This window comes from Bradyrhizobium sp. Kon58, from assembly GCF_055807455.1.
Genome location: NZ_JBVVOT010000033.1, coordinates 46,663 through 68,573, shown reverse-complemented (window position 1 = coordinate 68,573; position 21,911 = coordinate 46,663). Strand labels below are relative to the sequence as shown.

Sequence of the window (21,911 nt, the reverse complement as noted above, 5' to 3'; positions counted from 1 at the left end):
ATTCGCTCGCTATTTATCAACCGGTGTAGTCGTGCCGGCCTTCCATCGCGCACGCGTCACTCGGCGTGCGCGAGCTCAAAGCAACACCGGAAACCCAATCGAAGTCGCCAGACGATCCGAAGCAACTTTCTGGGAATCGGACAATGAGCGCCGTCAGCAATTAACAGCTGCATGATTCTCTCCTTTGTCCGATTTGGCCGATACCGCTAAGAAGTCCTGATAGGTCTGCCGCATTCCATCTGTAAGCCATGTCCTCGCGCGCCAGCCGAGCTTTGCGAGGCGGCTGACGTCGAGCAGCTTGCGCGGCGTACCGTCGGGGCGCGAGGTGTCGAAGGCGATCTCGCCGCTGTAGCCGACGATCTCTGCGACGACGCGCGCGAACTCGGCGATGGTGACGTCCTCGCCCGTGCCGATGTTGATCAGCTCTGCTCCCGAATAGGTCTTCATCAGGTACACGCAGGCGTCTGCCATGTCGTCGACATAGAGGAATTCGCGCCGTGGCGTGCCGGTGCCCCACACGGCAACGCTCTTGGCACCCGCGACCTTCGCCTCGTGGAAGCGCCGGATCAGCGCCGCGACGACATGGCTCAGTTCGGGATGATAATTGTCGCCGGGGCCGTAGAGATTGGTCGGCATTACGCTGATGAAGTCGCTGCCATACTGGCTGCGATAGGCCTCCACCATCTTGATCCCGGCGATTTTTGCAATTGCATAGGGCTCGTTGGTTGGTTCCAGCGGGCCCGTCAGGACCGCATCTTCTCGCAACGGCTGCGGCGCCAGTTTCGGATAGATGCAGGACGAGCCCAGAAACATTAGCTTCTCGGCGCCGTTCTGGTGCGCGGCCTGGATCACGTTAGCCGCGATCGCAATGTTCTCGTAGATGAATTCTGCACGCAGTGTGTTGTTGGCGGCGATGCCGCCGACCTTTGCCGCGGCGAGGAAGATCACCTGCGGCCGCGTTCTTGCGAACCAGTCGAACACCGCCGCCTGGTTGCACAGATCAACCTCGCGCCGGTCCACGGTGACGAGCTTGACGTCCTCCCGCGCCAGCCGGCGCGCAAGCGCGCTGCCGACCATGCCGCGATGGCCGGCTACGTAGACACTCTTGCCTGTCAGCTCAAACGGAGCGTTTGCCACTCGTCGCGTCCCGTTTTGCTAGCGCCAGATCGCTCGCCATCATCTCCGCGACGAGCTCTGCAAAGCTCCGCTTCGGCCTCCAGCCGAGCACCTCGTGCGCCTTGCTGGCGTCGCCGACGAGGAGATCGACCTCGGTGGGCCGGAAATAGGTCGGATCGATCTTCACCACCGTCTTGCCGCTCATCTCGTCCACGCCGGTCTCCTCGACGCCTGTCCCGCGCCATGCGATGCGGCGACCGAGCTGGGCGAACGATAGCTCGACCATCTCGCGCACCGAGTGCATCTCGCCGGTGGCGAGCACGAAATCGTCGGGCTTGTCGGCTTGCAGGATCTTGTGCATGCCCTCGACGTAGTCGCGCGCATGGCCCCAGTCGCGCTTGGCTTCGAGATTGCCGAGATAGAGCGTCTCCTCCAGCCCGACCTCGATACGGGCAACAGCGCGCGTGATCTTGCGGGTCACAAACGTCTCGCCGCGGATCGGGCTCTCGTGATTGAACAGGATACCGTTGCTCGCGAACATGCCATAGGCTTCGCGGTAATTCACCGTGATCCAGTAGCCGTAGAGCTTTGCGACGCCGTAAGGCGAGCGCGGATAGAACGGCGTGGTCTCCTTCTGCGGGATCTCCTGGACGAGGCCGTAGAGCTCCGAAGTCGACGCCTGGTAGAACCGCGTCTCCTTCTCTATGCCGAGGATGCGGATCGCTTCCAGCAGGCGGAGTACGCCGATGCCGTCGGCATTGGCCGTGTATTCCGGGCTCTCGAAGCTGACGGCGACGTGGCTCTGGGCGGCGAGATTGTAGATCTCGGTCGGCCGGACCTGCTGCACCAGGCGGATCAGATTGCTCGAATCCGTCATATCGCCGTAGTGCATCAGGAACGGCACGTCGCCGACATGCGGATCCTGGTAGAGATGATCAACGCGCGCGGTGTTGAACGAGGACGAGCGCCGCTTGATGCCGTGCACGACATAGCCGAGCGACAGCAGATGTTCGGAAAGATAGGCGCCGTCCTGGCCGGTCACGCCGGTGATTAGAGCGACCCGCCGTTTGCTCTCTTGGCTTAACAAATGATTCCTCTGCGCAGGCTAATGTCGTCCCCGATCGACGACGTCAATCGCGGCTGGCTCTTCGAAATGCGGAAGCGTCACGCTCTCGAACTGCCGAAGTGTGGACCTCTACAGGTATTGCGTCGATTGCTCAACTGTACGGAGGTAAACCTCCCACCTCGAAAGAGTTTTGAAGGACTATACGAAAGTTTGTAGTCCGGCAGATTTCGTTCGGCCTTCGTCAGGCGCTTCTCTATTGCTTGAGTGCGCTCAATGAATTGCGGCGCAGTCAAAAGGTAAGCAGGCCGTTCGGCCGAGAAGCGTTCTGCAGTCTCTCCATGCTCAGCTCGCGCGTCGAGCCAAGGAGTGTCCCTCATTTCTTGTCCTTGCCTAGAAATTTCGAGTCTTGCTGTTCATCCAGTGCAACTGCGAGCAAGCCCGGCAAACAAAGCCTTGAAAGTTGTTCTCTGTCGCGCAGTCCGTATCATCGATCAATCTCGGGACGATCGTGTTGGTGGTCGGATAAGCATAGGTGAAGGCGCGCATATTGCAGTCCCACGGCAGAAACACGCGGGATGAGCTGATCGTGGAGGGAGCCGACTCGGGCTGTTTAAGCACGCGCCGCCTGCTCGAATGCGCCAAAAGGGGCGTGAGCTTAGAGGCGCGCCATCGAAATGGATCGCTGCCTTATCGGGTTTGAACGCCGCCGAGATCAATCTTCGATCGCTCGCGTGTCTAAACTTCCACATCATTTCCGTTCCAAGGCGATCACATGAGGCTTCCAATGCTCGTTCGTCGGGTGTTGAGGGGCTCGTTGCCTGCATCGGCGTTCGGCCCTGGGGCAATCGTTAGGCCTGCATCTCGAGCAGGCCCAGCTCGCGGAGCTAGCGGCAGCTCTCTTGCTGCCGCAATCAGCCGCTTACCATGCCGCGCGCTCGTCCCGGACTACTCGTTGTCATCTAGTCTGCTTTTCGTTTAAGGGCGGGCGCGTCCGTCCGACCATGGCATGACGTGCATTCGGACATGGTGATAAGCGCACCATGATGACGGCTTTTGGCGCAGTCCCGTCAGAATTGGTTCCCCGCACATATACGCTCTTCCAGGATCGCCATTCTTGAAGCCAACAATTGCCCGACATTGGCCCTCACAATGGTCGACGAGCAACACCGTGTTGGATCCATCGGGTCTTCTCACATCACCGCTCCAGGATAGCGCATCAGTCTCGCGGCGGCTCGTTGGCACTTGGCGCTCGCAACCGTATTTCGAAGTCTCCAATGCTGGATTGGTCCTTCTTACATCTGGGCAATCGTGACCTCATGCGACTTGGCGATTTGCGTAGACAGAAGAGGAACAGCGTCCTTCGCACTCAGCGCGATCCTCAGCCGCTTTGGCAGAACACCTCTCATGACACGCGATCGGCTTGCTCCGCTTTTGTCCACAGGAATTCTAGGGCGACTGAAGATTGGAGCCAACTAGCAGGGGCACTCTACAATCTGACGCTACGTACGATTCAATCCCCTGCGGGGGTTATCGCGGGAATATGTCACGCCAGGAGCCAGCCGCGACGGGAGGAGGGCGGGAGGCGCTGCGCCAAAGCGGCTGGCCTTCGCTATTCGTCCTCCGCGGAATTGCGCAGCCAGGGTCTGCTCAAGTGTGCCGGCATAGCCACGCCGCGGCAGTGAGGCTGCTGGTCGTGGCAATGAGCGATCACGCGTGTCAATGAAGTTCTTGTGAGGTCCATGGAATAGGAGCGCGCTCGCCGGCCGAATCAAGCGTCCATGGCGAGGATGCTCTGTGGCATCTGTGCGAATTGGCGCCTCGTCTATCCGGCCGAGCTCTCCCGCTACGCTGTCTGGATGGGGCTGCTTCCCGGGATTTCTAGAGGCTGGCGTCGCTAGGCAGAATGGGAAACGAGGTCCATCGGCAGCGGTTATTCCGGTCAATGAGTGCAATTCCCGTCAAGGCACTGAGCAGTGACTTTGCCGTTCCAGACAACTTGGACGATGGACCTCGAAAGGCGCCGTCAGGTGCAGGCCGCGTCAGGTCAGCGATGATTGCGGGTTCGATCCATGTGGGGGCCGTCATGCGTTGGAAGACGGCGCCCAAGCGGTGCTCAGCCCTGGTCCCGTTCAGGGCATCGCGGTTTAAGTCCGGATTGGTGCGTTTGCTACAATCGTGGCTGGTCTCCAACAGTTGCTATGGGCGCGTGCAACTCCAGAGCGGCCACGGAAAAGGCGGAAAGTCTGACGGCAATCAAACGGCTGTTGGAACGAGCGGCGCAGCCCATGCTCTCGGATCGCCAAGCAGGGCCTCGTACGCGCCGATCGGCGCTCCTCCCCATTCATCTTGAGGCGCGAGCGACTGTTAAGCCGGCATTCTCCAGTGCATCCAAGATCCTATCAGCAACCACCCGGGGATCGCGCTGGTCCTCTATGCTCACGCTACAGGCCAAGGTAGCTGCCATGATCGCGTGAGCCGTTTTGCGCTGGAGGCTGTCGTACTCGGCATACTCGCCGCAAATGTTGCAGGTGATCACTGGTCGGCCGGCCCAGGGGTCGTGCATTGCGATCTCGCACCAGTTATCTCCGTGACATTTCTGGCAGAGCATAATTAGAGAGTTCCTTGTGGTTTGAGCTCGCGCTACGTGGTCGTCTGTTGAACGACTGCTTGGCATCCAAAGCTGCAGAAGCCACTGCACTCTGGAGGCGCTGTTGCCGTCCTGAAAAACACGATGTACGCGGGCTCCGGAGCAATCCGCCCGAAAGGGCTGCGGCGTGAGCGAACACTTGATGCATCTCTGCCGAGAGCGGCGGCGATGACGCGCCTCCGTGCTCTTCTGGAAAATCCGTTGAACGCAGAGCGCCGAGCACCTGCAGAGATCTGCCGCGGCCGTTCAATGCACCATTCGACATAGTGCCGCCCGTCAAAACCTCGCTACTCACTACGCGTGGATCATTGCCTTTGATGGCTGAAAGTACGACCAGAAATCCGCTCCGCTGAACGAGCTTGCGAGCCCATCTCGTCGCCTATCTCGATCACCTCGCGCCTAAAAGTGTGGTGCCGTTGGTCGCGCCGCTTGCTCGCGTCATCCTGCATTGAGTTATCGTCCTTTGGAGCAGCGTTGCCCTTCGTGCCTTACGAGCGGTGTGCAGCCGTGTTCCGTTTGCTTCAAAACGCCGCATGACATGGTGTTCGTCGTCGGTCACCTAGCGCTGTCCAATTGCCGATAGCCGCAGCGGCTCGAAGACAGATCGCCACTTCGGGCCACTTGGCTAACCCATTCGCCAAGTATGCGAGCTCTTGCTCGGTGAAACGCGCAGTCCCGGTGAGGCGGCGCAGGACCTCCTGTGAGATTACGACGGCGACTTCGCGACAGGTGACCTCTTTCGGCCAGTGACTGAACGCACGCATGAGCTGAGCAAGCTCCTGCTCGCTAAAATCACAAACCTGGAAAGTGCGGCGAAGAATCTCCTGCGCGATGGCTACCGTCGCATGGCGAGAGATCTCCTCTTGTCGCCATTTGCTGAAGCCGTTGGCGAGGATCGCCAGTGCTCGACGCGTAAAATGAGAAAGCCGGTCGGAACGGCAGGCCCGAGAAAGGACCTCGTGCGCGATCGCAGTCTTAGCTTCGCGCAGCGGAACTTCCGTTGGCCATTTGCTGAAGCCGTTCAACAGAATAGCCAGTCCTTGCTGCGTAAAATCACAGAGCTGACCGGCCCGTCGGGCGCGGTAAACGACCTCCCGGGCGAGCGCAGCCGTCGCGGCGCGAAGAGACAGCTGTTGTGGCCACTTGCTGAACCCATTTACGAGGTTCGCCAGTGCCTGTTCAGTAATGCAGGAGACGCCGTCGGCGCGGTCACAGCGGGCGAGCACTTCACCGGCAATTTCAATTGTGGCTTGGCGGCAGCTCGGGTCCTGCCGCCATTTGCTGAAACCGTTTACCAGCACCCCGAGTTCCTGGTAACGAAAATAAGAGAGGCGCTCGGCACCGCGAGCGTGACGGATGACTTGATCCGCGATCGCGACGCTCGCCGCGAGACAGGCAACCTCCGCCGTCCATTTGCTGAAGCCGTTTACCAGACTCGCCAACTCATGGTGATCGACGGAAAGCCCGCGACGAACGAGTTCTCCTGCAATCTTGGCGGTGGCTTGCCGAGGCGCGAGCTCGCCCGGCCACCTGCTGAATCCGTTTACGAGCTTAGCCAGGCGCTGCTGACTGACATCGGAGAGCTGATCGGAGCGGCGGAGAAGTTCGTTGCTGATCGCGATCGCTGCCTTGCGACAACTCGAATCTTCCGGCCGCTTGCTAAAGACGCTGATCAGATTGGCCAGCTGTTCCTGGGTAAAATCGGAGAGTCGATCGCTTCGGCGCACAAGCTCATCTGCGACGATCACAACTGCCGTGTGAAAGCGTTCCTCTCCTAGCCATTTTCCGGCGCCGTTCACGAGCAATGATAGATGCCGCGGGGTGAGCGCTGCGAGGCGATCATCCGAACGCGTACGGCAAGAAATCTCAGTCGCGATCCTGAGAGCGGCTTCACGAACCGCCGGTTGATCCGGCCACTTGCTAAAGCCGCTTATCAGCAATGATAGGTGCTGGCCGGTTAGGTCCTGGAGCGGCTCGCTCTTGTCGCGGCAAACTTCAGCAATTCTGATCATGCCATCGCGGCAGTCGGAAGACGCAGGATGGCGGCCAAATGAACACGCAAAGAGCGAAAGTGATGTGAAGTCGACTTGTTCCATCAGTGCATCACTAAGGCGGGAGAGCTGAGCCGCCAGAGCTTTGGAAAGATCGGTACCTGCCTGACCGCCAGACTGCCGGCTGAGCGCATCACATACTGTGGCGTATTTCGATGCTAGCTTGAGGCGGATGTCTTCCTCAAATCGTGGAACAAATGCGATCCTGAACGCAGTCGCGGCCTTTCGCAGGAAGCGTGCGCGATTTGATCTCGTGAGTTGCTTGGAATCGTCGAATAGTGAACCTGAGAATGCGCGCACGTCCTGACAACGGCAAGCGTGCCTGATTGTTGCGAGAAGCTCATCGAGTGTGGCCATCGTTCGATTTGGTGGCTCTGAGTGCTCCGCGCGAACGTGCTGCTCGAAGCGGAGCCGGTCGAGTGAGACTGCTTGTCCAGGGCGCGTCATCTGTCGACCCTTCCCTGGCCAGGATCTCGAACTGAAATCGGATCGCGACATTGCTCACGCAAGCTGACTCGAGTTCGGACAGGTAGCGCTGGCGCCCTCACCCCGTAATGTCTGCTGCACAGGCCAAGTGCGTTCCGTCTGCAAGCCGTCGCTCCCAAGCCATCGGCAGGCGATCGTGGACGCTCGCCCGCAAGAAGACCCTACAATCTGACGCTGCGTCCGATTCAAGCCATTTATGTCGAGAGCCGCGCATTTCGCGCAGAATTCTGCGTGAACGGCCGGTGAAGCCAAATCTCGTCCATCATGCCGCGTGGCCCTTCCAATCGGCCTTCTCAACCGAGGGATTGCAGTGAAGCTTACTCGCCGCGCTTACGTTTCGCCCAGCGGCTTGTCGCATGTCGGACATTAACAAGCGAGTGACAGCGCTAACGGCAAATGAGGTGCTTTAGTGAAAGCCAGCCTACGGGATCTTACGTAGGGCCCGTGTCGCATTTTCTTGATCTAAACATTGCATCCTCTTTTGCATGAAGCAGAAAAATCTATTCTCAGACGCCAAACATTGGCGAGGCCGTGCGGAAGCGACCCGACTAAAAGCGGAGTCGATCGAGGACGACACATCTAGATGCAGGCTCCTCAAGGTCGCTGAGGAATATGACAAGCTGGCTCGCCTCGCGGAGGGGCGGCAAAGAAGCGAGCTTGACGGGCAGTTCTGATCGCTACCGGAGCGAACTGTGACTGCGGCCACCGAAGTCTCGCCGTGTTGGAGCTCGAGGCCCTCTAGGGCTGAACTGCGAAACTTCGTCACGCGTTCCCTGGCCGTGGATCCATTGTGACCGGCCACATAGATGACGCATTGGCGGTGTCTCAGGCGGTAACCGGCTAACCGCTCGACATGAAAAGGACTGAGATGAAAGCCCACCGTCAGATCGTCGCAAGAGCAAAGCCTCTCGTTGACGAGCTGGCGATACATTGGCGTCGCTTTGCATCATGTGCTGAAGCCGATGACGTCTGTTTGGTGCCAAACTAGCCGGTTCGCCGGATCATGCCGCGCCAAATGGCCTCCGCCGCCATTGTTGATCTAAGGCATTTCAGTCGGTTCTGGCATCAAGCACCAACGCCATACCTTGCGGACTTGTTTAGGCGAAGGGGCGGCAGCAGCTCCTGCAGGCCCGGCTTGCCGCGACAACCATCGTAGATGTCTGTGCCGATTGTCTGCATGAGGCAAGTTCGCAACGAAGGCACGAATGACGCGAAAATCCAAGGAAAGATTCAGATGTCGAAAGATAAACTGCAGGAGAAACTCTCCGCTGGACGATCCGGACAAAGCCGATGTTCGTCTTCCAACTAAGTTTGGTGCAGATGGTCCGCAGTAGTTGGGATCGCCCATGCCGGCGCGGCGGCCGGTCAATGTATGAGTCGGACAACACGAGTGGTGCCGGATTCGACCCTATCGGTCAAAAGAGGGAGGAGGTGTGAGGAAGCAAATTGTAGAAAGGCTCGAAGCGGGACGCGTGCGCGATGGCCGGTTCGCCACCGCACCCGGATCTGGTCCTTCCGGTCTCTTCTTCGTGCAGGGGCCTTGTGGCTGCCAGCTCAAGATCATCGGCTTCGTTCGTCCGGGATGGGAGCATGTCTCTGTGTCGACGCCTCGGCGATCTCCAAATTGGGAGGAGATGTGTCTCGCCAAAGATCTGTTTTGGCATCAGGAGGAATGCGTGATGCAGCTGCATCCTCCTCAGTCACAGTATGTGAACAACAGTCGCTATTGCCTGCATCTCTGGAGGCCGACCCGTCAGGTCATTCCGATGCCTCCGTCAGCCTTCGTGGGCATCGTCGGGCTGGGGCCGTCTGAAGCGGCAATTCTGTTTGCGCAGATGAGTGCCATGTCTTAACGGACCCGGCCGCATCGATGCCAAGTCGAGCGGCGGCACGTAATCGAGAGCGCAGTGGCGCTGGAGCCTAGGCGGCCACAGGCCCGCCAAGGGCCCGCGGGCACCACTCTGCGCACCAAAGGCCGCTGCGCTTCTCAAAGCGGCAAGGCACGCCGCAGAATCGGCTCGTCTATTGTGCGCAATATGACGCGCATAACAACGCCAGCGAGGAATCGGCCAGGTGACGAATTAGAGCGGATCGGTCGATCCGGTACACATTGCGGGCGGCCAAATCCTCGCATCGGTAAAAGACCTACGGGGCGCAACTACGTACGCATCGGCTAGTGACCTGGGTGAGGCGCGTCGGGCAGCGTTGTTGCGCGTGCCTCGATGCTGCGATCAAATACTGGAAGGCGGGCCGGCTATTAGCCTGATATGCGCGCGATGGCCCGCGCAACTCGGCGATATTTCTCCTTCATTACCGGGCAAGAGTGCGTTTCCGGAGCTGCGCATGTGGGTGTTGCTTGTATCCAGTGGACTGAAGGCGGCTCGCTTGATGGATCGGTCTGACGTGGTCTCCGCCGCGCAACGGGCCAAGGCCGCCGGGGCGACCCGCTTCTGCGTGGCCGCGGCCTGGCGCAATCCAAAGGACCGCGACCTCGATCAGGTCTGCGATATGATTGCCGCCGTTAAAGATTTTGGCATGGAGACGTGCGTAATGCTCGGCATGCTCACGCCAAAGCACGCCGCACGGCTCGCCGACGCCGGCCTCGATTTCTACAATCACAACGTGGACACCTCGCCTGAGTTCTACCGCAGCATCATCACGACCCGGACCTTGCAAGAGCCAATCGACACTCTTACGCCCGCGCGCCAGGCGGGCATCAAAATCTGCTGCGGCGGAATTTTTGGCATCGGTGACGACGCCGAGGACCGTCTCGGCATGCTGCTACTGCTCGCCAATCTTCCGAACCATCCGGAAAGCATCCGGATCAAGCTCTGGAACAAGGTGAATGGCGTGCCGGTGAGGTTCACGGCGGAGCGTCCCGATCCGATTGCACTGGTGCGCCTGGTGGCGACCGCGCGGATCATGATGCCCAACAGCGTCATACGGTTGGCCGCCGGGCGTGAGTACATGACTGATGAACTCCAGGCCCTATGCTTCTTGGCTGGTGCGAATTCCATCTTTGTCGGCGATGTGTTGCTGACGACCAAAAATCCGCAAGTTGACCGGGATGCAAGTGTGCTAGCCCGGCTCGGTATTATGTCTGACCGCTTAAGTCATCCAGAACAATGGGCGTGGCGCGCGCAAGCCTCAGCGTAGGTAAAGAAATGCAGATTGTCCTGATTGAAGGAAACGATTCATTGCACCTGGGTCACTGAATCCGACCTGCACTATGAAGGCTCGATCTCGATTGATCGTGCGCTGCTGGACGCGGCCGGTATCCGATTAACGTTCGCGTCGAACTGTACAACCTCGAGACGGGAACACTCTTTGCAACGTTTGTGACAGAAGCGCCACAAGGGTCCGGCACCGTAGACGTAAACGGTGCGGCGGCGCGACTGGCGATGCCCGCAGATAAGATAAGTATTGTTGCATACGCGTCACTTGACGAGGAGGATGCGAGCATCTTCAGGCCGCGCATTGTGCCGGCTGATCGAGAAAATCCCATCCTGCAAGTTTGAACCCACAAGCCAACGCGGGAAGACCCTGTCCGGCCAGTTGGGAGTTTTGCGGCGTCCATCGTTGCTCAGCGAGTGATGAATGAATTCCGTCATTGCGGGTATGTTGCTGTGCTGACAAGGCTGTCGCAACAAGACGACCTGCTCGAATTCGCCGGTTCACTCCAGTATTCATGAAGGAGCGCGAACGGGCCGAGCAACGTTTCGAATCAGTGCCCATAACAATCCGCAGGCTATCGAAAGCGGCAATTTGCGACTGGCGCCCGGCCGCAGGAGCCGGGCGGGTCTGGATCGTAGTCGAGAGCCTCTACAGCATGGATGGCGAAGTCGCACCGCTTGGAGACCTGCTCGGGATCGCGCACCTGCACGACGCGTTCATGGTTGTCGACGAAGCTCATGCAACGGGCGTTTACGGCGAGCAAGGGCGAGGGCTCACGGCGGCCTATGAAGGACGCGAGAATCTCCTCGTTGTTCATACCTGCGGTAAGGCGCTGGGAGCTTCCGGCGCGCTTGTCACTGCCACAGGCGTGCTGCGCACGATCAATCGCTGTCGCCCGCTCATCTTCGCGACCGCTCGGTCGCTGTTGATGGCGGTGGCCGTGCGGGAGTCTCTCTTGATCCTGCAGGAGGAGCCGGAGCGAAGAATGGTTGACGAAGCTGGTCGCGTTCTTGCATCGGGAGATGGCTGTGCGAAGCGAGAGAAGTCCTTCGAATTCGCAGATCCTGCCCTATATCGTTGGCGAGAATCGTTTTGAAGGGGAGACCGATAGCCAGCTGGTTGCACGGCTGAGGGGTCTTCCGGCCGATCGGATCGTTCCGGAGCGTTACCGCCTTAAAATACCCGCTTCCCCGCATCATTCGGCCGAGATAGACGGAATTCGCATCGACCCCGGATTCGCTCATCGGGCCGCAGGCCGGGGAGCGACCGCTCGTCATCGAAGGCGCCGGCGGGCTGATGGTGCCGCTGAACCGTAGCCCACTCTACATCGACATCTTCGAGCGGTGGCGGCTTCCCGTCGTGCTCCGCGCCCGCACGCTACTCGGGACCATCAATCACTCCCTGCTGCGGATTGAGGCCTTGCGAAAGCGCCAGATCGACATTCTTGGGATCGCATTATCGGGGGAAAGAAATGCTGAAACTGAAAGCGCAATTTGTGACATCGCGCGGGTGCGTTGGTTAGGCCGGCTGCCCTGGATTTCTCCTCTGACGGCAGACAGCCTACGGTCGTCTTCAAAGACTCGTTCATTTCCAGCGACTTCCAGCCATGAAGCCAAACAACAGGTGGCCCATCTGGCATCCATTCGCGCAGCATGCGCTTCACAAGAGATGACCAAGGTTGTGCGTAGCGACGGTGCTTATCTCCACACTGCGGATGATCATCGAATCATAGATGCAGTCGCATCCTGGTGGGGTCGTCACTCACGGCCATTGCCATCCGCAGATCGTGAGCGCGATTCACGAATAGGCCGGCAAATTGAAGCGAGTCATTTTCGCCGGCTACGCGCATGATCCGGCCGAGGAGGTCGCTCGGCTCCTTTTGAAACTCATAACCCAAGGCTTGGACCATGTGTTCTACTCGGACAGTGGCTCAGCCGCTTGAAGTCGCCCTTGAACATGGCACTCGGCTATTGGCACAATAGAGGCAAACAGGGAACACGCATCGTTGTCAAGCACTCCTATCGCGGCGACACGTTCGGCGCGATGTCGATTGGTGCCCGCGGTGTCTTCAACGCGGCGTACGGACCGCTCCTGTTCGACCTGACCTCAATGCCATTCCCTGCGAGCGGTCGTGAGCAGGCAACGCTTGATGCGCTTGAATCAGCATGTCGGCACGAAAATCGCGCAGCCCTTATTGTCGAGCCTGGTGTTGAGGCAGGCGGAATGCTGAGGTACCCAACTTGGGTGCTAAGTGAGATGAAGCGGATCTGCGAGGCGTCGGACGTCCTGTTCATTGCCGATGAGGTCATGACGGGCTGGAGCCGCACCGGAACAATCTCGCCTGTGAGCAGGCCAATGTTGTGCCAGATCGAGCGTGCTATTCAAGGGCCTCACGGGAGGGGCGCTGCCGCTCGCTGTGACACTGTGCTGGCCAGGGATTTTCGATGCTCATTACTCGAAAGACCGTACGCACAATCCTTCACTCGAGTTCGTCCACGGCAAATCCGCTGGCCTGTGCCGCCGCCAAGGCTAACCTGGAACTGTGGAAAGACAGGTCAGACGCATTGCTGCGCTCGCAACCATGCAAGAGCAGGCAATTGAACCATTCCGCGGCGATCGGCGCTTTGCAAACGTTCGCCGTAGCGGCGCCGTCACAGTGCACTCGATCTGAAGACGAAGGATACCGGCCATTGGCAGGCGTCGGCCCGAAGCTTCACGCCTTCTTTAAAGTGCGCAATCTCTTGCTGCAGTAATACGATCTATGTGATGCCGCCATATTGTGTAACACCAGGAGACCTGCACGAAATATATGCGGGCGTCTATGACGCTGCCGATGCGCTGGCCTGAAGACGCGCGCGGCTCCGCAAGACTAGGGAGTCTGAGTTGTCGTCGGCTTCCGGAACGAGTTGAGAGTGCCTTGCCATAAGGTGCCGAAATGGACGATGGTTACTCGCATCTTACGTTACTCTATGCCGACCGGCTCGGCCGGTGGACGCCGACGCCGCCCGATCGGGCTTCGAACGCTATTCCGGCGGCAGCACAAGGCGATGCCATCGCAACATCCTGCCGTACTCGGACGATCAAATGCATACAGCTAGTTCATTGCGGGTTTGGCTCGCGGGAGACCTGACCGCGGTGGCATTCCAAGGACGAGCTGAGACAGATATGGAACGCCGCGAACAGTCGAGCGGACCACTAGCGCGATCGCAACAATTGCCGCCCCGAGCAGACCCGCCATGATCAACTGGGTCGTGAGATCCCAACGTTCTCCGAGCTGTATGAAATCCATTAGACGGAACACGGTACCCTGGACAAGGTAGAGCAGCAGCGTGGTCTGGCCCAACTCCATAGCTATAAAGCGGGCGATTCGGGTTGAGTGGCTAAAGCGCCAGCATTGCAGCAAGAGTCCGATGGCGATTGCTGAGGCAGCTGCAGCGCCAACAAACATCAGAAGCACGTCTTTGGCCGACCGAAAATCGTGAATTAGTCCAAGATTATTGTAGACATAAGTGTCCTTGCCCCAGGCTACAAAACATACGCAAGTCAAGACCGAGAGAAATAAAATCAAGAGCGGCTTGTGAGATCGCGATGTAGTCGTCCATCGTTCGTTCGATTGAGCAAACAAGAATCCCAAGCAGAAGAACGGGTAAGTGAACCTGATCAAGGGTGATATGGAGAACGTCAGAGGAACGAGTGCAATCAGTATCGCTGAGCCAGATATGACCAACGATCGGTGGCTCAGCCTGGTGAGTATCTTGATGAGAAGGTAAGAAACAAACGTGGCCCAGATGAACCAGTATGTGCCGGCAAGATCGTCTACAAATTCCAAAAGTCCGGTAGTTAGGCTGGTCGCGCGCCACAATGCCGCTGACTTAGCTGTCTCCATGAGCCCCCACCAAAACAGCATGGGCAGTAAGAGCTGCGTCGCACGGGCGATGGCGGCCTGAGTGAACGACTTCTGCAGCAACGATCGAGAAGAAAGATAGCCGCTTATCGCCATAAAGAGTGGCATGTGAAACATATAGATTGCTTTGTAGTACGGCGAATACCAAAAGCCGCCGTCTCGATAGATGACATACTGGATCAGGTGCCCAACGATTACCAAGACAATGAGCGCACCTTTCGCGAAATCTAAACTCAGATCTCGATCGCTTGCCCCGGTCGTGCGCGAGCTCGGGGCCATTATTCCAGTCACGCGTTGCAATCTATCAAACATCTAGATATCTGTTGTTGATGAGCCGGCGGCCCGTTGTCCGCTTCTTCTGCCTCATTTTTGGTTGAGACGAAAGGTGATGGTGGGAGTTTTTGGAAGGGCAACAAGCTCAACTGGTTAGGCCTTGAGGAACTAGCCGTGGGCCGAGCATCTCTGTACGCCTCAGCAAACTGTGCGGTAGAGAGCCGATATTTGGTTTGAGACGCTGGGCTAGCAGTGCGGGCACGGCATGCTAGTTGCAGACGCGGCTCTGGGAGGAAGACTGTCGCACTCAGTCTCCCGCTCAGCCCGACGCATCTCGGACCCGGCAGATGCGTCGGGCTTCTTCGGTTCGCGCAGCATAGTCGACATTTGGTCCCGTCGACGCCGGGGTGATCAAGCTAACGGGGCGTCTGATAGCTGAACTCGATCACGCCAACTTGGGGCTATGGCATCGGGCTGGGGGGCACACGGATATCGGTGCTCCGAGTTGTGGAGCAAAAGCCGAGGACCAACGCTTTTGAATTGAGCTGCTCGTTCGGCTTCGTGCAACTCACGCCTGAACCGCGCTTGCCGTGACGACTTTTGTCGTAAAGCCGCCGCCGCAGTGATTGCTGCCGCATTTATGGTGTAAACGGCTCGGCTGGATCGCAGCTGCGGAATGTCTACGGTCCTGACAAAGTCCGCACCCGTGTGATGGACCCGTGCTCATGAAGGCCAGGCGTGAAACGGGCTGCGCGTGTGGAGTACCATCTCTAGCTGAAGCTCGTCGCTTATGTGCATCCGGGGGAGGCCTGGTTGATCGTACTTGGGCGGATGACCAACTGCGTTCGAGCAACATGACCTAATGCTCCAAGGAGCCCAGATCTAACGCAGGAGTGCGTGAAAGAGCACGGTCAGATGCGCGTGCGCGACGTCGCCGAGGCAGGCTTCTCGATCAACATCAGCTGAGCTTGGCGTGGGGATGAGGCGGTAGATCGCAGCGGCGGGCGGACTCTCCTCACTTGTGGACTGGCTTAGATGCGATCGTCATTCAATAACTCGTCGCGCAGCACTTTGAAGGCCTACTACACCATTCGACTCCGCTCCGCCAACGAGGTCGCCTTCGGCGGACCTAGGGGGCTCCACACTCACGTGTTGCGGACCAAGCAGGGAGCAAGGCGTTCTTCGCGCACCAGCGACTCAGCGGATCACAAACAGCGCTGGCGTTCAGGCGTTAGCTCCACATTATTGCCTCACAACCCCTGACCGTTTCGGCGCGAAGCAAGGGCCGACGCCAGTGTCGTTGGCGGCGATGCTGTCGCTAGGACCAGTGTCTCTCGTGTGCCGGCAGGTTAGCTTGGTCGGGTCAACTTCAAGGTTTCAGTCAATGACTCCTCGAATATATCGAGCCCCTGTTCCAACGTTTCTTCGGCGATCGTAAGTGCAGGCAGGAACTTGACAACCTGATCCGTCGGTCCGCATCGCTCGATAATCAATCCCTTCACAAATGCTCTCCGTGACGTCGCCTCTGCGATCTCGCTCGTTTTGCAATCGAAGCCGCATACCATGCCGCGTCCACGAACGGCAAACTCGTTTCCGTGCTGATGCGCGATAGCATCGAGTCGACGCCGCATAAATGCACCCAAGCGTTGGATCTGTTGCGAGAACGTCTGGTTGCGCCAATACACATCCAATGCCGCCTTGCCAGAAACGAGTGCAAGGTTGTTTCCGCGAAATGTTCCCGTATGCTCGCCTGGTTCCCATGCGTCGATCGCTTCCTTGATCAAGAGCATCGACAATGGCAAGCCGTAACCACTCAGCGATTTCGACATCACGACAATGTCTGGCGACAACGCAGCGAACTCGAAGCTGAAGAACTCACCTGTGCGACCACAGCCCATTTGGATATCGTCAACTATGAAAATAGCTCCGACTTCTTTTGCCAAAGCCTGCATTGACTGCAGCCATTCCTTGCCGGCGACGTTAATGCCTCCCTCTCCTTGCACGGTTTCGACGAGAATGGCGGCTGGAAGATCAGTACCACTGCTCTCGTCCATTAACACCTTTCGAACGTAATCCGCCGGACTGTACGAGGAGCCAAGATACCCATCATAGGGCATGAAAGTTGTGCCGGATAAGGGAATCCCGCTGGCTTTACGGTAAAAGCGGTTACCGCTCGCGGCTGTGGCTCCCAAGCTTTGGCCGTGATATCCGTTCGTGAAAGAAATGACGTTGTGACGCCCTGTGATTTTACGCGAGAGCTTTAGAGCTGCTTCAACGGCGTTAGCTCCTGTAGGCCCGGTGAATTGAAAGCGGTAGGAAAGATTCCGTTCCCGAAGAATAACAGAGCTAAAGGTCTCCATGAATTCGACTTTTGCTGGAGTGGCCATGTCCAAGCCGTGGACGACCCCGTCCGACTCCAGATAGTCGCTGATTGCTGCTTTGATCTGCTGATTGTTGTGGCCATAGTTTAGCGTTCCAGCGCCAGACAGAAAGTCTATGACCTTTCGGCCGCCCTCTGTGAACATAATTGAACCGCGCGCCCCATTGAAGACAGCAGGAAAGGAACGTGAGTACGCACGCACATTGGACTCTAGCGTTTCAATTGTCTTCATTCGGCTCCCCTGTGTACTCCAACCATGCGGTCGTCGCGTCGACCAGACAATCTGCCCGATGAAACAACGCGGGCCAACATCGTGCAGGACTGGCAGGCCGTGACCGCGGGTTCCGCGCCTCTCGGCATCGTTTGGGTTGCGCGTAGCGCATCTAAAAATCAGCTCCAACGGGTTACCTGAGAACCAGGCGGAACAAAGCTACCATCTCTAGTAGCTTCGTCCCCATCCAGCGACGGCCCCCGTGTTAAGTCATCTTTCGCGAACAGGTTTACCTAGCCGCGCGGGAAGACGTTGCGCATGCGTGCGGTACCTTGCGTCAGGATACCGCGAGCCGGAAGCGACATGCTCAGGCCACGGTCTCAGGGACTAGAAGGACGCGCCCGCCGCCCGACCGGTTTTGGCCTTGCGCTTGGTCGACACAATCGCCGGGCAGTCGTCGGCATGGATGGATTCGGCAGCAAAGGCATGGCTTGAGATCGAATCTGCCAGCGGCACTTGTGTTGCCATTCCAACGGATGCGTAGGCTTCCGGTGCTTCAGTCCGAAGAGTTGCTGGGATCGAACCGAATTTAGCGGATCTGGCGGTGCAAACCGTTCGATCCGCCAACATTCGATCTGCCAACATACGTCTTTGCGGCTTCTCGGAATTCCGCAGCGAACGTCTTGACAAACTCCGTGATGTTGGCCGCGATCGCCGCCTCCTCTTCCCCCAAACTCGGCGGCCGGATCCGTGGCACTTTCGCGCCGAACTCAGCAATGGTTGTCGCACTCAAGATCGCGCGCTCCTGCGTTAACGCGACGAGCGCTTCGGCCTCGTCGGATTACGCGATCATACGGGAGGCATGTTGTCAGGGGCCCGGACTAGCAAGTGCTTCAACCAGACGTCGAAAGTGCGACAACAGCGACAGGAGTGCGGCTACATCAAAAGGTGATGGTCGCCACTGGCGCGGGGTAAGCACGAGCAATCGCGCGTTGATCGACATCGTGAGCGCCGCGCGGGCGCGGCTTGGTCCAGATTGCTTGCCCCGCTTTCAGGCGTTTGTTCCGGGACGGTGCTCGCGGAGTACTTCATCGACGCAGGCCATCAACTCCAGAGCGGGAAACGGTTTAGCGAAAAAGCCGGTCACGCCGGCGCTCAAAGCGCGGGCTCGCGTGCGATCATCCGCGAAGGCAGTAATCAAAATGAATGGCGCAGCGTGGCCTTGGGCCCGCATCTGTTCTAAAAGTTCAAAGCCGCTCATCGTGGGCATCTGCACGTCTGCAATTACACAGGACGTGCTGTTCAATTGAGACGACTCCAGGAATTCCTCGGCCGAAGCAAACTTATGAACGATGTGGCCCTGTGATTTCAAGAGGTTGTTCAGCGCGACACGAATTGAAGGATCATCGTCGACAACGGAAATAGTGTTAGACAAGACCACCCGTCCTGGTTGGGCGAAGGCACTGGCCGAAGCATGGCGGCCAGCCGAAGGGTGCGCGTGTACGAAGAAATTGTAAAATCATACTTAGGTTTGTACTCTGAAACGGTCGGTCCCAATTCCCAGCCTCTCCGCCATTCTAATCAAATCGGCTAGTGATCGAGCACCCATCTTCTTCATCACGTGCCCCCGGTAGATTTTGACTGTAATCTCGGCAAGCCCGAGTTCCGCGGCTACCTGTTTGTTCAAGAGGCCCGTGGCGACCAGTCTCAAGACATCCTGCTCTCGTGGACTTAGAGCCTCGAACAAGGACTGCAGCTTCGTGACAACCTTGTCTATAGCTCGTCTCTTGCGATCCTGTTCGATCGCTGCGACCACTCCATCGAGCAGTTCCTGATCGCGAAACGGCTTGCCGAGAAAATCGATTGCTCCATTCTTCATCGCTTTGACGGTCATCGGAATATCGCCATGAGCGGTGATGAAAATAATGGGAATGTGAACCTTCAGTTTGGCTAATTCAATCTGGAGCTCCAGCCCGCTCAAGCCCGGCAGTCTGATATCAAGCACAAGGCAGCTGGGAACATCAGGAAGCTCGCTCTGGAGCAGTTCTTGGGCCGATCCGAAAGCAACAACGTCTAGACCGATCGAACGAAACAGGTTGACGAGCGATTCGCGCATTGAGAGGTCGTCGTCGACGACCAACACGCTCGGTCTCTCCGGCCCTTCGACAGTTGCGGCTTGCTTCCGCGGTTCAGAGCGCTTGGTCACGATAAAAGCCTCACTTTTGCAATCGTGGTAGAAGTTCCGTGGAGCCACGACCAAAGGTTGCTCGTGGCGGCCTTCTCAGGAGCTTTCGCGCAGTGCAAATCTCTGAGATCTTCCAGGTATGCGAACGGCCAGCCGTTTGCGTGCGTAAGACATTATCACGAAAGTCTAGCAAAAAGGGCCCGAGTGGTCGAGAACTGGCTTCCGTCTGTCCGCCGTCCCGTTGGAACGGCCCGGCGGCATTGATCAAATCAATCAGCAGCCAAGTTGAGGCGCTCGCTCTAGCTGGCGGCGGATGCCGCTTGGCATCCCCGTTCAGGCGCATGAGGCGTCGGCGGACTCTCGTTAAGCGGCCGGATCAAAATGCCCGCCGCCTGGGTAGCTGCACGCGGGGGCGCGAGCTGAGCGAATTGGGGCCAATGTGCCTGTGCATGCGCCGATCCCGCCGGCGTTGTTGAGATCGGCATGAGGCGTAGACTATCGCACCCGCAGTAAAGAAAATGGACATCAGAACGAGTAGCAGCGGCATCAGCACATAAATTCTTTTTTTGCGTCGTCAGAGCGCCTGTGAGTTGCGTCTTTAGCGAGCTTGGGAAAGCACCTTGCATCGGTTTCGTACAACCTGACGCATGGTGCGATTCAAGTCCTTTCGGTCGTGCTTTGTAGAAAATGTAATCATCTCGAGCTGCGGGGGCGCCCACGTTCGTGCGTCCTGCCGATTGCTTCGCTGCTCGTATCCGAGGATGATGTGTGTAATTCAAATGGAGAGGGCGCATTCGCGGGATTGGCGGGCACCATAGGTGCGTATCGAGCACGCTGATTCGAAGCTTAGCTCCTCAATGCCGCAGTATAGGGCTGAAACTGGCTCGAGCGGTCCGCTTGGAGCAGCCGCCAACCGCCCACTAGCTCATCAATCTTCCGACGCAACTCATTAAGGCGGCCCGGCGCACTCCTTTGAGAAGAAGTGTGCCGGGTTCGCCCCACATCGCCAGTACATCCGTGGTGATGGTGTCCCAGATGATGTGACCCGCGTGGCAAAACTGAGACTCGTTTAGCAGCCAAAGTAGATGGTGACTCCCTGCTACTTCACACAGACGGGAAAGGCTTGAATCGTACGTAGGGTCACGTTGTACATGTCTTGTAGATTGATCGAGTTAGCATCTCTCGAGCCGACTAGGTGGAGTTCGTAGTTGGCAAGTTAGATCTGTCGCAGCGCGACTGGGACGAGAAGGCGTTCCGCTGTTCTCCAGTGGCTGGGATCTCCAGTCGGAGGGCTTCGGAAGCTTCATGCGGTGTTTGGAGTCGTCCGTTGGCCTGCGTCCTGGCCCCGGGTGGTCGAGCGTGAACGAGATCGTCTTAACGGCCCACTGTCATGCTGACATTGCGGGGTTGTTCGCCAATTCAAGGCTGGTGGCCGGCCTTGGTCAGGGCAAGGAACACGTCGTTCAGGATCGCAGCCGTCTCCGTTCGAAAGGGCTATCGAAGAAGGGCTCGCTGGAACCCAGCTTGTAAGGAGCGTCGCTGGGTTTTAGGCAGCGCACCCATCTTCGTCGGGGAGATGACGGATCAAAGTATGTGCCGATCCGAGATTGCCCACAAAGCGAACCTTGTGCTCTCCTCATCCGAAGCCGGTGAACGCGCATTGCAGAACACCATTCGTCGGCGCAATCGACTTTCAGTACGATCCGTCCTGGCTTGCCTGGGAGCATGCGCTGCCCGTGTCGCTATTCTGCTCTGCGTGAGGGACCGCTATATCGGTGCCGCTGTCGTCGCCGTTTCCGACAATCTCCTGCCCGACAGCATGCCCATCCGCCATCGTATGGCGGAGCGAGTCCACGCTCAGGGCATCGACGCTTACGACCTACTCACTGGTGTCGGACGGGACTGCGTCGGCCCATTGCAATTCCTGCCGGACGGCATCGAACCCGGGCGCTGCCGCGGCTGTTGACGGCAGACCCGTTGACGACGAGAATCGCCCGGCTTCTCGGCGACCTTTGCATCGGCTCTCCTTGAGCTTGGTGAGGACGAGGACTTTCGGATCTCGATCGCCGGCGCCCAGGAAAAGACCGCGCTCTTGTTCTGGAAAGGGCGTTGGTACAAGCCGCTGGCGACTACAGCCACGACGCACATTCTCAAACCGCGGATTGACCGACTACCGAACGGCCTCAATCTTTCCTACAGCGTCGAGAATGAGTTCTTCTGCCAGCTGACAGCAGCTCTCGGACTTCCGAGCGCCGCCATCGCGATCGAGGAGTTTGAAGGCAACCGTGTGCTCGTGGTTGAGAGGTTCGATCGCCGCTGGACCGGCGACAACCGTCCCCTACATTTGCCTCAAGAGGATTGCTGCCAGGCTTTGTCCGTGCCGCCGCCTTGAAATACGAATGAGAGGGCGGCCCCGTA

Annotated in this window: 17 protein-coding genes and 2 pseudogenes; 10 read left to right on the top strand and 9 right to left on the bottom strand. The window is 58.2% G+C overall.

The features are described from left to right. Nucleotides 1–153: 153 nt before the first annotated feature. From fcl to AC0L20_RS33885, 3 genes are all read right to left on the bottom strand, one after another. On the bottom strand, nucleotides 154–1,137 hold the full coding sequence (gene fcl / locus AC0L20_RS33895) for a GDP-L-fucose synthase (RefSeq protein ID WP_473265646.1): 984 nt from the start codon (nucleotides 1,135–1,137) through the stop codon (nucleotides 154–156). Next, nucleotides 1,118–2,203 carry a GDP-mannose 4,6-dehydratase gene (gene gmd / locus AC0L20_RS33890; protein WP_473294826.1) on the bottom strand — a complete coding sequence of 362 codons (1,086 nt, stop codon included), beginning with the start codon at nucleotides 2,201–2,203 and terminating at the stop codon, nucleotides 1,118–1,120. The genes fcl and gmd overlap by 20 nt, the downstream gene beginning before the upstream one ends. A gap of 3,147 nt (nucleotides 2,204–5,350) precedes the next feature. Further along, nucleotides 5,351–7,237, bottom strand: a complete 1,887-nt coding sequence (locus AC0L20_RS33885) for a hypothetical protein (protein ID WP_473294825.1) — start codon at nucleotides 7,235–7,237, stop codon at nucleotides 5,351–5,353. Nucleotides 7,238–8,799: 1,562 nt separating this feature from the next. On the opposite strand from AC0L20_RS33885, the gene AC0L20_RS33880 reads away from it, so the two are divergent. The 7 genes and pseudogenes from AC0L20_RS33880 (at nucleotide 8,800) to AC0L20_RS33850 (ending at nucleotide 13,387) form a co-directional block, all read left to right on the top strand. Next, nucleotides 8,800–9,219: a DUF7694 domain-containing protein gene (locus AC0L20_RS33880; RefSeq protein WP_094183635.1), complete on the top strand. Its 420-nt coding sequence runs from the start codon at nucleotides 8,800–8,802 to the stop codon at nucleotides 9,217–9,219. A gap of 490 nt (nucleotides 9,220–9,709) precedes the next feature. After that, nucleotides 9,710–10,522, top strand: a complete 813-nt coding sequence (bioB, locus tag AC0L20_RS33875) for a biotin synthase BioB (RefSeq protein WP_473294824.1) — start codon at nucleotides 9,710–9,712, stop codon at nucleotides 10,520–10,522. Between the two features lie 24 nt (nucleotides 10,523–10,546). Further along, nucleotides 10,547–10,708, top strand: a complete 162-nt coding sequence (locus AC0L20_RS33870) for an aspartate 1-decarboxylase (protein WP_473294823.1) — start codon at nucleotides 10,547–10,549, stop codon at nucleotides 10,706–10,708. Further along, a complete protein-coding gene (locus AC0L20_RS33865) occupies nucleotides 10,705–10,884 on the top strand; it encodes an aspartate 1-decarboxylase (RefSeq protein ID WP_473294822.1) in 180 nt (59 codons plus the stop codon). The genes AC0L20_RS33870 and AC0L20_RS33865 overlap by 4 nt, the downstream gene beginning before the upstream one ends. Before the next feature lie 170 nt (nucleotides 10,885–11,054). Then, nucleotides 11,055–11,636 (top strand): aminotransferase class I/II-fold pyridoxal phosphate-dependent enzyme, encoded by a 582-nt coding sequence (locus AC0L20_RS33860; protein WP_473265641.1) that lies wholly within the window; start codon nucleotides 11,055–11,057, stop codon nucleotides 11,634–11,636. After that, a pseudogene (gene bioD, locus AC0L20_RS33855) lies at nucleotides 11,635–12,150 on the top strand (ATP-dependent dethiobiotin synthetase BioD); the annotation flags it as partial. The gene AC0L20_RS33860 and the pseudogene bioD, both read left to right, overlap by 2 nt. Continuing rightward, nucleotides 12,147–13,387: pseudogene (locus tag AC0L20_RS33850) on the top strand (aminotransferase class III-fold pyridoxal phosphate-dependent enzyme). The pseudogenes bioD and AC0L20_RS33850, both read left to right, overlap by 4 nt. Nucleotides 13,388–13,634: 247 nt before the next feature. Here AC0L20_RS33850 and nolL read toward each other — a convergent pair. The 6 genes from nolL to AC0L20_RS33820 form a co-directional block, all read right to left on the bottom strand. Beyond that, nucleotides 13,635–14,756, bottom strand: a complete 1,122-nt coding sequence (gene nolL / locus AC0L20_RS33845; protein WP_473294821.1) for a nodulation factor fucose acetyltransferase NolL — start codon at nucleotides 14,754–14,756, stop codon at nucleotides 13,635–13,637. 1,310 nt (nucleotides 14,757–16,066) lie between these two features. Further along, entirely contained in the window at nucleotides 16,067–17,329 is a 1,263-nt protein-coding gene (gene ectB / locus AC0L20_RS33840; RefSeq protein WP_473294820.1) for a diaminobutyrate--2-oxoglutarate transaminase, read from the bottom strand. 366 nt (nucleotides 17,330–17,695) lie between these two features. Then, the gene (locus AC0L20_RS33835; RefSeq protein WP_473294819.1) at nucleotides 17,696–17,836 is read right to left on the bottom strand and encodes a hypothetical protein; all 141 of its coding nucleotides are present in this window, start codon (nucleotides 17,834–17,836) and stop codon (nucleotides 17,696–17,698) included. 61 nt (nucleotides 17,837–17,897) lie between these two features. Next, nucleotides 17,898–18,101: a hypothetical protein gene (locus AC0L20_RS33830; protein ID WP_231189051.1), complete on the bottom strand. Its 204-nt coding sequence runs from the start codon at nucleotides 18,099–18,101 to the stop codon at nucleotides 17,898–17,900. Between the two features lie 258 nt (nucleotides 18,102–18,359). Next, nucleotides 18,360–18,749, bottom strand: coding sequence for a response regulator transcription factor (locus AC0L20_RS33825; RefSeq protein ID WP_473294818.1), 390 nt, complete (start codon nucleotides 18,747–18,749; stop codon nucleotides 18,360–18,362). 84 nt (nucleotides 18,750–18,833) lie between these two features. Further along, a complete protein-coding gene (locus AC0L20_RS33820) occupies nucleotides 18,834–19,514 on the bottom strand; it encodes a response regulator transcription factor (RefSeq protein ID WP_438744205.1) in 681 nt (226 codons plus the stop codon). A 1,338-nt stretch (nucleotides 19,515–20,852) separates the two neighbouring features. Between AC0L20_RS33820 and AC0L20_RS33815 the strand changes: the two genes are divergently transcribed. From AC0L20_RS33815 to AC0L20_RS33805, 3 genes are all read left to right on the top strand, one after another. After that, complete coding sequence (locus tag AC0L20_RS33815) at nucleotides 20,853–21,023, top strand: hypothetical protein (RefSeq protein ID WP_473294817.1); 171 nt, start codon at nucleotides 20,853–20,855, stop codon at nucleotides 21,021–21,023. A 46-nt stretch (nucleotides 21,024–21,069) separates the two neighbouring features. Beyond that, nucleotides 21,070–21,459, top strand: a complete 390-nt coding sequence (locus AC0L20_RS33810) for a HipA N-terminal domain-containing protein (protein ID WP_473294816.1) — start codon at nucleotides 21,070–21,072, stop codon at nucleotides 21,457–21,459. Between the two features lie 126 nt (nucleotides 21,460–21,585). Next, on the top strand, nucleotides 21,586–21,885 hold the full coding sequence (locus AC0L20_RS33805; RefSeq protein ID WP_246648954.1) for a HipA domain-containing protein: 300 nt from the start codon (nucleotides 21,586–21,588) through the stop codon (nucleotides 21,883–21,885). Nucleotides 21,886–21,911: the final 26 nt, after the last annotated feature.